The 13,690-nt window shown below is 44.9% G+C and carries 9 protein-coding genes and 1 pseudogene; 9 read left to right on the top strand and 1 reads right to left on the bottom strand.

All coding sequences use genetic code 11. The annotated features are described in order from the left end of the window. Positions 1-7 precede the first annotated feature (7 nt). The 3 genes from AC1DOV_RS22020 to AC1DOV_RS22030 all read left to right on the top strand — a co-directional run bounded on the left by AC1DOV_RS22020 (position 8) and on the right by AC1DOV_RS22030 (position 3,367). Complete coding sequence (locus tag AC1DOV_RS22020; protein WP_477551083.1) at positions 8-688, top strand: hypothetical protein; 681 nt, start codon at positions 8-10, stop codon at positions 686-688. Between the two features lie 14 nt (positions 689-702). Next, positions 703-2,151: a glycosyltransferase family 2 protein gene (locus AC1DOV_RS22025; RefSeq protein WP_477551084.1), complete on the top strand. Its 1,449-nt coding sequence runs from the start codon at positions 703-705 to the stop codon at positions 2,149-2,151. 109 nt (positions 2,152-2,260) lie between these two features. Further along, a complete protein-coding gene (locus tag AC1DOV_RS22030; protein WP_477551085.1) occupies positions 2,261-3,367 on the top strand; it encodes a glycosyltransferase family 2 protein in 1,107 nt (368 codons plus the stop codon). Between the two features lie 58 nt (positions 3,368-3,425). Here the strand turns inward: AC1DOV_RS22030 and AC1DOV_RS22035 are convergent, their stop codons facing one another. Beyond that, on the bottom strand, positions 3,426-4,361 hold the full coding sequence (locus AC1DOV_RS22035) for a GDP-L-fucose synthase family protein (protein ID WP_441886743.1): 936 nt from the start codon (positions 4,359-4,361) through the stop codon (positions 3,426-3,428). Between the two features lie 194 nt (positions 4,362-4,555). Between AC1DOV_RS22035 and gmd the strand changes: the two genes are divergently transcribed. From gmd to AC1DOV_RS22065, 6 genes and pseudogenes are all read left to right on the top strand, one after another. Next, positions 4,556-5,629, top strand: coding sequence for a GDP-mannose 4,6-dehydratase (gene gmd, locus AC1DOV_RS22040; protein WP_441886740.1), 1,074 nt, complete (start codon positions 4,556-4,558; stop codon positions 5,627-5,629). Continuing rightward, positions 5,629-6,954, top strand: a complete 1,326-nt coding sequence (locus tag AC1DOV_RS22045) for a sugar phosphate nucleotidyltransferase (RefSeq protein ID WP_477551086.1) — start codon at positions 5,629-5,631, stop codon at positions 6,952-6,954. The genes gmd and AC1DOV_RS22045 overlap by 1 nt, the downstream gene beginning before the upstream one ends. A gap of 57 nt (positions 6,955-7,011) precedes the next feature. After that, a pseudogene (locus AC1DOV_RS22050) lies at positions 7,012-7,455 on the top strand (nucleoside-diphosphate sugar epimerase/dehydratase); the annotation flags it as partial. Positions 7,456-7,470: 15 nt separating this feature from the next. Next, positions 7,471-8,601, top strand: a complete 1,131-nt coding sequence (locus AC1DOV_RS22055; protein ID WP_477551134.1) for a UDP-N-acetylglucosamine 4,6-dehydratase family protein — start codon at positions 7,471-7,473, stop codon at positions 8,599-8,601. Beyond that, the gene (locus tag AC1DOV_RS22060) at positions 8,601-9,554 is read left to right on the top strand and encodes a hypothetical protein (protein ID WP_477551087.1); all 954 of its coding nucleotides are present in this window, start codon (positions 8,601-8,603) and stop codon (positions 9,552-9,554) included. Before AC1DOV_RS22055 ends, AC1DOV_RS22060 begins: the two co-directional genes overlap by 1 nt. Before the next feature lie 224 nt (positions 9,555-9,778). After that, positions 9,779-13,585, top strand: a complete 3,807-nt coding sequence (locus tag AC1DOV_RS22065; RefSeq protein WP_477551088.1) for a phospholipid carrier-dependent glycosyltransferase — start codon at positions 9,779-9,781, stop codon at positions 13,583-13,585. Positions 13,586-13,690: the final 105 nt, after the last annotated feature.

Consider the following 13,690-nt stretch of genomic DNA (forward strand, 5'->3'; position numbering starts at 1 on the left):
GTCATGAATGATTTATTTAGTAAGTTTTGCATCACCAGAATTTCAATCCTATCAAGATAGACTAAACGCGACTGCGCTGCAATTTGGCGTTGATCGTGTCATTTCATATCATCCAAGCGATCTCGAAGGAACGGCTTTTGCTCGTAACAATGCAGCAATTTTGCAGCATGAGAAAGGTTTTGGCTTATGGTGCTGGAAGCCGTATATTTTACTGGACTCTTTATCGAAAATGGAAGAAGGAGCGCTGGTGCTGTATTCGGACGCGGACACGCGGTTCACTAATCCATTGTATCCGCTATTTGCCCACTGCGCCGATAACGGCGGATTTTCTTTTTTTAAAACAGCCTATTATTTAAATAAAAGCTGGACCAAAAGAGACAGCTTCGTGTTCATGCAGTGCGACAGCTCGGGGTATTGGGAAGCGGAGCAGGTCTGGGCTGGATTTTTTATGTTTTACAATAATGAGAAAAGCAGAAGCCTATTAGAAGAATGGCTGTTTTATTGCCAAGATTATAAAGTGATTTCGAATGCTGAAAATAGCAGCGGCCTGCCGAACTTCCCGGAATTTATCGATCATCGTTACGACCAGTCGATTCTTTCGCTGTTGACAGTTAAATACAGCTTGCCGGTGACAAAGGATATGTATCATTATTTTATGTTGCCAGACAGGAAAGTTACACCAGAATGAAAGGAGCTTGCCCGATGAATGTGAAGGTCAGCATAGTAATCCCGTGCTTGGATGAGGGTAGATTTATTGAACAAACCGTCGATTCTTGCTTAGCTTCTTCCTATTCGGAGATTGAAGTAATCGTCGTGGATTATGGATCAACAGAGCCAGCGACGATCGATCTAATAAATAGTTTAAATAAACCAAAGACGAGAGTCATTTATGAGAGGAACAGTGGACTCCCGGCTGCGAGGAATGCGGGGATTAAGGCAGCACAGGGCGACTTCATCGTATCGCTGGATGCAGATGATTTGCTCCATCACAGCTTTCTTGAGAAGGCGATTCGCCTGCTTGAGCAAAATCCAATGGCAGGCATTGCTTCGCCAGGCTATCATACTTTCGGGGCTGTTCATTATAGCTGGGAGCCGCCGGTCTTTCATTTTGGCCGCTTGTTAGCTGAAAATATTATATGCATAAGCGCTCTCTTTCGGAAGCAGGCTTGGCTTGAAGCTGGCGGCTATAACGAGGGGATGACGGATGGTTATGAGGATTGGGACTTTTGGATTTCGCTTTCGAAAAAGGGCTGGACCAGTATAGCTGTAAATGACGCCCCGCTGGCTTATCGTGTATTAAGCGCCGATTCCGATGGTTCCATGTATGATCTGCTCCGTAAACAAGTTGTGAATAACCATCCAGAGCTTTTTCACGAAAACCGCTTGGATAAGCTATGGCTCAGCTGGCTGTGCGACGAATGGGAGGTTAGGAGAATGCTGCGCAGGCGGCTTGGTCAAGATCTTGAGCTCGCGCCAATCGTAAGCATCGTCATTCCCTGTTACAATTACGGCCAATACGTGGAGGAGGCCGTAGATTCTTGCTTAAACTCGACCTTTCAAGAGATTGAAATTATTGTCGTAAATAACGGCTCTACTGACCCGTACACGATCGAAGTTCTGCAACGCCTTCAGCGGCCAAAAACGAGAGTCATTCATGTTCAGACGAATATTGGTCTGCCGTATGGACGAAACGTTGGCATACGCGAAGCAAGAGGGAAATATATATTGCCCCTTGATGCGGACGACAAAATACAGCCTACTTTAATAGAGAAGGCTTACCGCATATTAGAAGCGAGACCGGAGGTTGGCTTCGCAACTGTCGGCTTGGAGTATTTCGGCGATCAATCGTGGGTTTGGATTCCGCCTGAATTTGATTTTAACCGCTTGCTCTCTGAAAATATTGTTTGTGTCACCTCGCTTGTTCGCAAAAGTGCTTGGTTATCAGTAGGCGGTTACAATGAAGCGATGATACACGGCTATGAGGATTGGGATTTCTGGATTTCGTTATGCGAGAGGGGCTGGCGTGGGACTGCCATTCATGAAGCCTTGTTATTATACCGGCGTCATGGCCATTCGTTGTCCTATGATGCGGGACAGAAGCACGCGATGATTGTTCAGCAAATACGAGCGAATCATCCGAGATTATACTGAAACAGCGACATTGTTGAAAGAACGATGAAGATGCCCTAAGGCTTTTGTCCAAACCATCTGCATCTATCAATCATTGTATAGTAGTGAGTGTGTAGAAGGAGGTGGGAAGGTGCCAAAGGTAACGGTTTTGATGCCGGTTTATAACGGTGAATTGTTTTTGCGCGAAGCAATCGAAAGCATTTTAAATCAGACATTTCAAGATTTTGAGTTTTTAATTATTGATGACGGCTCCAAGGATCAGAGCGCCGCAATCATTGCCTCTTACTCGGATACAAGAATCCGTTTCTTTAGCAATGGATCAAACTACGGACTTATTTTCACGCTGAACAAGGGGCTTGTTCTTGCTCAAGGCGAATATATTGCTAGAATGGATTGTGATGACTTTGCTTTTCCTGATCGTTTGGCAAGGCAGGTTGAGCATATGAATCAATACACGGATATCGGCCTTTGCGGTACAGCGATGAAATATATGCATACCGATATTTGGGTTAAGCATCCAACCGATCATGAGGACATTAAGGCAGGGCTTTTGTTTTATTGCTCTCTAAATCATCCAACGGTCATGATGCGGAGCTCCGTCGTTAAGAGCTACTCGCTTTATTATGACTATCAGAGTCCACATACGGAGGATTATGAGCTGTGGACGAGAATGGCGCAATTAACCCGTATCACGAATATACCTGATGTTCTGCTTCATTACCGCATTCATAGTGAGCAAATAGGCGCGAAGCATAATGCGGAACAACAAGAGATCGGGAAAAAAATTGTATTCAATCAGCTGATTCAGATGGGGCTTCTGCCTACCGAGGATGAGCTTAATCTTCATATGAACGTATGCGAGAGACGTTTGCAGGCAACAGACGGTTTTGTTCAAGGGGTGACAAGCTGGTTCGATAAGCTTCGGGCAAAAAATATCGAAACAAACCATTATTCCCAGCAGAGCCTTGAAAATGTATTGAATTCGTATTTTGCTGAGGTTTCAAGCTATTATCATGCTAATCTGCCAGTTACCAAACCAGCTTCAAGCATAAGGAGAACGAAGCCGTTAAGAAGAAACGGACGTAAAAGGTTAGGAAAAAAAACAACCGGCATGCGAAGAAAAAAAAGTAGTAAAGGTGCATCAAGCAGGAGAGCTGTCAGCCGGAGCAAGCGCAAGGGGAGTGTCCAGCCACGGAAAAAAGGGAGCGCAATAAAAGGAAAGAAGCGGGCATCATAAAAACAAAAGCCACAGCGACTAGGGATAGTCGCTGTGGCTTTTGTTTTTATAACCGTATTTATTGCTGATCGATATACCATTTCACGGTCTTCTCTAACCCTTCCGGCAAATCCGTCTGTGCCTTGAAGGAGAATAGCTGCTCTGCTTTGGATGTGTCAAGGCATCTTCGCAGCTGCCCGTCGGGTCTGCTTGCATCCCATCGTATATTTCCGGTGTAGCCTGTTTTCTCCGCAATTAAATGAACGAGCTCTTTAATCGAGATTTCGCGGCCTGTGCCAATATTGACAGGCTCTTCGCCATTAAACTGCTCTGCGGCTTGCAGAATAGCTGTTGCTGCGTCCTCCACATATAAAAACTCTCTTGTTGCAATCCCTGTGCCCCAAACCTCAATGTAATCAGCATTCTGTTCTTTCGCCTCTAAGCATTTCCGAATAAGCGCAGGAATGACATGCGAGGTTTCCAGATCAAAGTTATCTCTGGGACCATACAGATTAACGGGTAGAAGGAAGATGGAATTAAAGCCGTATTGCTTGCGATAAGCTTGAGACTGAACGAGCAGCATTTTTTTGGCTAAGCCATAAGGTGCGTTTGTCTCTTCTGGATAGCCGTCCCACAGCTCTTCTTCCTTGAATGGAACATTGGCAAATTTGGGGTAAGAGCAAATCGTTCCGCAGGCTACAAACTTTTCGACGCCATGAAGACGAGATGCCTCTGCGAGGTGGATGCCCATCGACAGGTTGTCATAGAAGAAAGAACCTGGATTTGCGCGATTGGCTCCAATCCCACCTACTTTTGCGGCCAAATGAATGACGATATCCGGTTTATAGTCTTGAATGACGGACAAACATGCGGCCTGGCTAGTTAAATCATATTGCCGGCTCCTCGGTACAACAACGTCTGCTGCATCGTATTTAGCAAGCAGCTCGACGACATGCGAGCCTAAGAAGCCGGAGCCTCCGGTGACCATAATTTTTTTACCTTTCAATTGACTCATTATCAGCCTCCGACCTTTCCTATTTAACCTGAATATATAATTCTACTTATCAGATTATGTAATCGGCTCTTAATGTGAGCATGTCTTTGCCTATTTATAGAATAGAGTTTGAGAAGCTTCCATTACGTCCATACCAATTCGTTTGAGAGACATACTATGTTACTAATTGGGATGATAGGGAAGGGGCAGATGCTTTGAAGATTGCTTTTGTAACAGGGATTACGGGACAAGACGGCGCATATCTAGCGGAATTGCTGTTAGATAAGGGATATATTGTACACGGATTGCAGAGAAGAAGCTCTCTGCCGAATACCGGAAGAATCGACCATTTGTTGAATGATTCCAGCATTAATGAACAAAGATTTTTTCTTCATTATGGAGACCTAACGGATTCTTTAAACATAGTGCGAATTATTGAACAGGTGAAACCGGATGAAATTTATAACTTGGCAGCGATGAGCCATGTTCATGTCAGCTTCGATACGCCAGAGTATACAGCCAACGCAGATGGCATCGGAACGCTGCGCATACTGGAAGCTGTACGACTGCTCGGGCTTACGCAAAAAACAAAAATTTATCAAGCCTCCACATCTGAGCTTTACGGGCTTGTTCAACAAATTCCGCAGCATGAGAATACACCGTTTTATCCCCGCAGTCCTTATGCAGTTGCCAAGTTGTATGCCTATTGGATCACAGTAAACTACCGCGAGGCCTACGGCATGTTCGCGTCCAACGGTATTCTCTTTAATCATGAAAGTCCTTTGCGAGGAGAAACATTCGTTTCACGCAAAATAACGAAAGCCGTAGCCCGTATAGCGCATGGACTGCAAGACAAGGTTTACTTAGGAAATTTAAATGCGCAGCGAGACTGGGGACACGCAAGAGATTACGTCGAGGCGATGTGGCTGATTCTTCAGCAGAGCGAGCCGGAAGACTTTGTTATTGCAACAGGATACACGACAGAGGTTAGAGAGTTTGTTCGTCTTGCTTTTGCCGAGATCGGTGTGGAAATAGCATTTAAAGGGGAAAAGGAAGACGAAGTGGCCTATGTAAAGGCATGCCATAATCCAGCCTATTCGCTTCCGGTCGGCAAGGAGGTTGTTGCCGTGGATGCCAAATATTATCGGCCTACCGAGGTTGAGCTGCTGCTCGGAAGTCCTGAGAAGGCAAAGAAACAATTAGGGTGGACACCTAAATATGACGTTCAAGCGCTTGTTAAAGAAATGGTTATGCAGGATATGAATGCACTAAAAGGAGCGCGAGGCTAATGAAAATAATTTTGCTCTCGGGAGGCTCCGGCAAACGATTATGGCCGCTTTCGAACGGCTCGCGAACGAAGCAATTTTTAAAGGTGCTCAAAGGGGAGAACGGCGAACGAGAATCGATGGTTCAACGGGTGTGGAGACAGCTGCAAGAGGCTGGTCTTGAGGCTTCATCCTATATCGCCACATGCTCCTCTCAGGTGGATTTGATTAGAAGCCAGATTGGCAACCAAGTTCCGATCATCGTGGAACCGGAGAGAAGAGATACCTTTCCGGCTATTGCTTTGGTTTCCGCTTATTTGAATTCAATAGTGAAAGCTTCTAAGGACGAGATCGTATGCGTGCTGCCTGTAGACCCCTATGTAAATACAGATTTTTTCAAAAAGATCAAGGAATTAGAGCAGGTTTTGAGAGGAACGAATGCGGAGGTTGCCTTAATCGGATCACGTCCGACTTATCCTTCTGAGAAATATGGCTATATGATTCCATCTCCTATGAATCTCGCATCACAGACTAATAATAGCATCGTGATTACAAGTTTTGTCGAGAAGCCGCCAGCGTTGATTGCCAAGGAGTTAATAGACAATGGTGCACTATGGAATTGCGGCGTGTTTGCCTTCAAGCTTGATTATTTGCTCTCGCTTCTACGCGATCGGAATTACCCAACCTCCTATCAACAATTATCCCGCCAATATGCTGCGCTGCCCAAAAACAGCTTTGATTATGAAGTGTTGGAAAAAGCGAAGCAGCTCAGAGCCATCGCATATGAAAATGAGTGGAAGGACCTCGGCACATGGAACACGCTGACGGAGGAAATGGATACGAATGTAATTGGGCAGGGTCTTATAAGCGACGATTCGAACAATACGCATGTGCTTAATGAATTGGATATTTTGGTGACGGTGCTTGGTTTATCGAACATTGTTGTAGCAGCAAGTCCGAATGGCATTCTCGTATCCGATAAATCTGCGAGTCCCCGCATTAAGGAAATGATGCAGCCTATCGATCAGCGACTGATGTACGAGGAGCTCCGCTGGGGCTGGTATCGCATTTTGGACGTATTTAAGCTGGAAGACAACCGAGAGACGCTCGTGAAAAAAATTGTGGTTCATACAGGAGAGCATTATGTTCCGGGTCCATTGCCCTCTCGAAGGGTTATATGGACCGTTCAAGCCGGCAAAGGCGTAGCGATTGTGGATGGTAAGCCGCTAAACGTCGCTCCCGGGGATTGCTTGGAAATGGAGTCGACAACAAGCTACAGCATAGCCGCTTTAACGGAGCTTACTTTAGTGGAAGTACAAATAGAGACGACGAGCGGAGTGGACGTATGACATTTAGAAAAAGGATGCTGTTCTTATCCATCATCGACAGTTTACTGCTCCTCGGCAGCTGTCATTCTCTACGCAGCGGAGTTACTGTTTTTCACAGATGAACAAATTCCTTTTCTGATGCTTGTGGTGCTGGGACTAACCTCTGCGGCGCTGCTCGGCGGTTTTCGAATATGCTTTATGAATGTGATGGAACATGCCAAGGCATCAAAGGTTACGAGAAAAAAAGCGTTAATCGTTGGCGCAGGCGCTGCAGGCACGATTACAGCTAAACAGCTGCTGCTTTATGACATTGCAGAGCTTACGCCAATCGGTTTTATTGACGATAGCAGCAAAAAACAAAATTACGAAATTTACGGCATTCAGGTTTTGGGCAAGCGAGAGGATATTCCGCATATCATCGGTACGTATGGCATAACAGACATCATTATCGCCATACCTTCAGCTCAGAGCGAAGAGCTGGACAGCATCGTTGCGATCTGCAAGCAGACTCCAGCTTATGTAAGAATATTGCCGCGAATGAAGGATATCATTTTAGGACGAAATCAGGATAGCAAAGCTAAAGAGCTGGATCTGAAGGAACTCCTGGGCAGAGAAATGATTAACGATTCGTTAATTGATGTGAAGAGTTATATTCAAGACAAAATCGTGCTTATAACAGGTGCAGGCGGATCAATTGGCGGCGAGCTCGTCAACCAGGTTGCGAAGTGTAATCCCCACAGCATCATATTGCTTGCGCACGGAGAAAATAGCATTCACCTTATCGAGTGTGTAATGAGAGAAAGATACCCGGATCTCCTCCTTCATAGCATCATTGCAGACATTCAGAATGCACCTGAGGTGGAATATGTATTCCGCCGGCATCAGCCTCATATTGTATTCCATGCTGCCGCCCATAAGCATGTCCCGTTAATGGAAAATAACGCTTCAGCAGCCGTCAGAAATAACATATTTGGCACGCTGAATGTTGTAGATAATGCGATCATGGCTGAAGTGCAGCGATTTGTATTCATCTCTACCGATAAAGCGGTGAATCCAATTAATGTGATGGGAATGACGAAGCGAATGGCAGAAATGCTTGTGCAGTCCAAAGCAAAAAGCAGTGCTACGATCTTCTCGATTGTTCGATTCGGCAATGTACTGGAGAGTAGAGGCAGCGTAATCCCCATCTTCAAGAAACAAATCGCAGCAGGCGGGCCGGTAACGGTGACGCATCCGGATATGGTTCGATTTTTTATGACGATACCAGAAGCGGTTCACTTGGTTCTTCAAGCAGGCGCATTGTCAAACGGCGGGGAAATCTTCGTGCTCGACATGGGCAAGCCGGTGAAAATTGATGACCTTGTGAAAGCACTGATTCGTTTTGCCGGTTATAAGCCGGAGCAAGAAATGAAAATCAAATATACAGGCATGCGCCCTGGCGAGAAATTACCAGAATCGCTATTTTACGAGAAGGAGAGCATACTGCCAAGTCTGCATCCTCGAATTTTTATAGCTTCGCCGCGAACACTCGATGAAGAGCAGCTGCGGTCGGATCTAAAGAGGCTGGAGTCGGCGATTGTTTTCGAGCAAGGTGAAATTAAAAGTATTTTAGGGAAAATTTTGAAAAAGCATGGGTTAGATGAAGATGAGCACGGCGATGCAGAGTGATGCGAGCAATTGATGATTGTGTAAAAAAAGCACATGAAAGCAATCGATTGGCGCTTGCCATCATCAGATCTACCGCGAGGCATAACAACCCGCCGTTTATCATTGGACCTGCCAGAGAATCGCAGACTTTTGTAGCCTGTTTCTATATTGTTGCAGAGCGTGAGCATGTAAAGGCTATTTGTGAATACGCCGATGGTAAGGTCGATTACATTTTCATTGATGCCGAAGCTAAAAACGCGGAATCGGGTGATTTTCTGACTGTCGCCAAAGCATGTGTGCTGCAGAGTGAGATAAAAGCCTATAAAGGAAACGATATTACCTCGCTGGCTTGTGATCTTCTAATCAACGAGCTGGTTCCAGAGCTTAAGCAAAAGAAGGTCTCGATTATTGGCGCGGGAAACTTAGGCTCAAAGCTTGCGTTGACGCTCGCCGAGCGAGGTGCTGACGTTTTCATCAGCAGGAGAGATCAGCAGGGAGCAATCATTGCGCAAGCTTTGAATGCCATTCTTCCAAGGTACAGCACCGGGCGGATATACAATGAGAACAACATCGCGGAATCCGTCAAAAATTCTGATATTCTTATAGGCTTTACGCAGGGGCTCCTTGTTATAGACGAGGCTGCGGTCACAACCTTAGCTAAGCATGCGCTTATTGTGGACGGCGGCATCGGAACGGTTAAGGAGGCTGCGATCGCAACAGCTAGGCGATTAGCGATAACCATTATTCGGCTCGATGTGGGCATTGCGTTTTCTTATGTCATTGATGCGATGTTGAATACAGAATATTTTATGAGGCATATCGCTGGAACAAGAGTTATAGAAGGCAAAAGCTATGTGGCGGGAGGCATGATCGGCGAGAAAAACGATATCGTTGTTGCGGATATAAGAAAACCTTCAGAAATCGTAGGCATAGCCGATGGAAAGGGTGGTATGCTGCCTCCAGCTTCAAGCTGAATCGAGAGTGCTTGCATGCAGAAAAACATGCATTTCATTGTGGCATTTCGCGCATCCCATTAGGGATGCTTTTTTATTATCGCTGTCGACTTTTCCGTCGTGCTAAAAAAGCGGTGGAAATTTCACTTTTTCATTGACCATGAAGTTAATATCACATAGAGTTAAGTTGTATTTCATTATAAAATGGACAACTTTATTCCAAATATGAGGTGGAAATCGGAACGATGATGAATATGTTTAGTCGCGCTACAATAACCATCCTTCTCCTAACCTTTCTATGGCCAGCGGCAGTATCAAACGCAGCAAGCAATCTACTTAACAATGCCGGTTTTGAAAATGTTGCGGAGGGAGCGCCTTCAGATTGGACGCATGATGCGTATTTGAAGGAAGAGCAAATTACTTCGTATACGATTGATAATACCGAAGCGCATACAGGAACCTATTCAGCCGTGCTTGAGAACAAGCAAGCTAATCACTCGCGGTGGACACAGACGATAAAAGTAAAACCAAAAACAACATATAAATTTTCTGGGTACGTGAAGACGGAACAAGTAGGCTTGGATGCAACAGGAGCTCTATTTTTCGTTGAAGGCGTAGCAGTAACTTATCCTGAAGTGAAGGATACAAATGGAAAATGGGCGTACGTTGAGTTTTATGCGAAGACGGGCCAGGACCAGAAGAGTATTACGTTCAGCGCTAGTTTAGGCGGATACGGGAGTATTAATACCGGGAAAGCTTATTTTGATGACGTCAGTGTAGAGAAAGTATCTAAGGCGCCATCCGGTGCAGAGGTGTTCAGCTTAGTCCCTACGGAGACAAGCCAAGGAACTGAAGCATCGACTTCGGGCGGCTCAGTCCTTCCACTTATTTTGTTTGGTGCACTGTTCACCTTGTTTTTTGCACTTATCTATAAGAAGCTGTTTCGTGAGCGAAGCTGGCTTGACGAGAAACAACATTTACATAAAACCATTCTTGTATTCGTGTTCCTCGGCGCGCTAATTTTGCGGCTTTGGATTGCTGTTTCAAGCAGTGGTTATGCGAATGATATCGCTTTGTTTATGGCTTGGGCTGACCAAGCTGCGAAGCAGGGGCTTTCTGGATTTTACCATTCGGGAATGTTTGTAGATTACCCTCCCGGCTATATTTATATTCTGTATGTATTAGGTTTAATAAAAGATATGCTGTCGCTAGATTCAGGATCAAATGCGGCATTGCTTCTATTTAAGCTCCCGGCGATACTAGCCGATTTGGCTGCTGCTTATTTCATTGTCCAAATAGGCAAGAAGAAAGCTGGCTATTCGATAGCGTTAGGATTAGCGCTTCTTTTCTTATTCAATCCAGCTATTATTGTGGATTCTGCCGCATGGGGGCAAGTGGATTCAATATTTGCGCTGGCACTCGTGCTGGCTATTCATGGACTGGTCGAAAATAAAATAGAGCGCGCTTCGGTTTTGTTTGCTATTGCAGCGCTTATTAAGCCGCAGGCATTTATATTCATGCCTGTGCTGCTGTTGTGGTTCGTATATCGCAAAGATTGGAAGAAGATTCCGGTCAGCGCATTTTACGGCTTCACTACGTTTATATTGCTCGCTTTGCCTTTCTTCTGGGGCAACAGCGGCTTGTCGGGCCTCATTAAGCTGTATTCAGGAACCTTGTCTTCTTATCCGTACGCGACGCTAAATGCATTCAACTTCTATGCGTTAAGCGATGCGAATTGGAAGCCGATTACGGATACGTGGCTGCTGTTTTCGTTCAAAACATGGGGGAATATCTTCATTTTTGCAGCCGTAGCGATTTCCGCTTTTTTTGCACTGTTAAAGCGAGACAAGGAATCGTCAAAGCGCTCTTATTTTATAGCGATGGTGCTTATCGTTGTCGTATTTATGGGTGTAACGAAGATGCATGAGCGTTATCTGTTTCCAGTAATGCTGCTTGGAATCTTTGCTTTTATACAATCGCTCGATCGCAGGATGTTGATGGTGTATTTCGGATTTAGCTTGACGAGCTTCATCAATATTGCTTATGTGCTTGACTACAGCAAAGTGAGCACGAACGTGCCTTTTAATGGAATTGTTCTATTGTGCTCGTTAGCAAATGTTGGATTGATGCTTTACTTGTTATATATCGGATATGATAATTATGCACGCGGAAGATTGAAGCCTATCGCCCCGCTGCTGGAGGAAGAACGCAAGCAGTCGGATCACAAGACACTAACAGCTTTCAAAGCTGAAGCGATCTCAAGAGTGAAGCAAGAGAATGAACGACTCGTTCGCAAGGATTGGATATGGATGGGTGCGATTACGCTAATTTATGCGGTCGTCGCTCTATTCCAGCTTGGTGAGATGAAGGGGCCTACAACCGCATGGCAGCCATCGTCCGTTGGTCAAAGCTTTTACGTTGATTTGGGCGAGGTTAAGCAGCTTGATCGCATCAACAGCTTTGGCGGAGTTGGAACAGGAAAATACAAATATGAATTTAGTCAAAATGGGACCGACTGGGACAATCTCATGGAAGTCGACAGCAGCCATGTTGCTGTATTTACTTGGAACAGTCAGCCCGCGGCGCTCGCAGCTCGGTATGTGAAGCTTACGACGGTTCAAACAGGCTTCTCCATGCATGAGATGGCTATTTACGAGCAAGGCAACAAAATACCGTTATCAATCGTCGGAATAAATGATGAGCAGGCGAAGGATGCCAAACGAGGCAGCGTACCTTTGCTCTTTGATGAACAGCAGCGCGCGAAATATGAAGCGACTTATATGAACGGATCTTATTTTGATGAAATTTATCATGCCCGTACTGCTTATGAGCATATGGAGCATATTGTAGCTTACGAGAATACACATCCACCGCTTGGCAAAATTATAATTGCGATCGGTATTAAGCTGTTTGGGCTTAATCCGTTTGGCTGGCGCATTGCCGGCACGCTGTTTGGCATTGCAATGCTGCCGTTAATGTATGTATTCGCGAGAAGGCTGTTTAAAACGACTGTTTATGCTGGTGTGGCGACTGCCTTGCTAGCAGCAGATTTTATGCATTTTACGCAGACTAGAATTGCAACGATTGACGTTTACGGCGTGTTTTTCATTATGCTGATGTTTTATTTCATGCACAAATATTATTCCTTAAGCTTCTACAAGGTAAAGCTGAGTGTTACTTTGCTGCCGTTGTTTTTAGCCGGTCTCTTTTTTGGAATCGGAGTAGCTTCCAAATGGATTGTGCTCTATGGGGGCGCAGGCTTAGCTATTATGCTCGGTTTATCTTTATTTGATCGTTATAAGGAGTATGCAGCTGCCAAGCGAGTTCTGAAAGAGAACAAAAAAGAGTCTGGCTTTAGCCAAGACAAGCTGCAGCATATTATAAACGTATTTCCTCGTTATACGATCATAACGCTTGCTGTATGTCTCGTATTTTATATCGTTATACCGCTTGCGATTTATGCGTTATCCTACATTCCAGTACTGACTGTAATGGATGAAGGATATACCTTGAAAAGTCTAGTTGATTACCAGAAGCATATGTTCAGCTATCATAGCAAGCTGGTATCAACGCATCCATTCTCATCCTCATGGTGGGAGTGGCCGTTCATGAAGAGGCCGGTATGGTATTACTCAGGCGACAATATGGCAGCAGGTATGAAATCCACAATTGTAGCGATGGGCAATCCGCTTATTTGGTGGGCAGGCATTTTTGCGATGGCAGCGACGATATGGATGAGTATCAAACGGAAAGATAAAGCGATGTATACGATATGGATTGCGTTTCTAGCACAGTACGTGCCTTGGATGCTTGTAACACGTCTAACATTCCTTTATCACTATTTTGCAATGGTGCCGTTCATTATTCTGAGCTTGGTCTATATGTTTAAAATAATCGAAGAGAAACGGCCAAACTTTAAGCTGATTCGAAATGTTTTTGTAGCAGTAGCGATATTGTTGTTTGTGATGTACTATCCTGCGCTATCCGGTATGACTGTAAAGACCTGGTATGTAGAGCATGTTCTGCGCTGGTTCCCAAGCTGGTTATTTTAAAATATAAGAAAGTATATCGTTTTCTCATACTTATCTTATATTTCACCGTCAAGGCTACTTCAGCGTCTAAGGACGCCGAAGGCGTTTTTGCTTGAAGAAAGGGGT

It is taken from the genome of Paenibacillus sp. 01T47 (assembly GCF_056398245.1).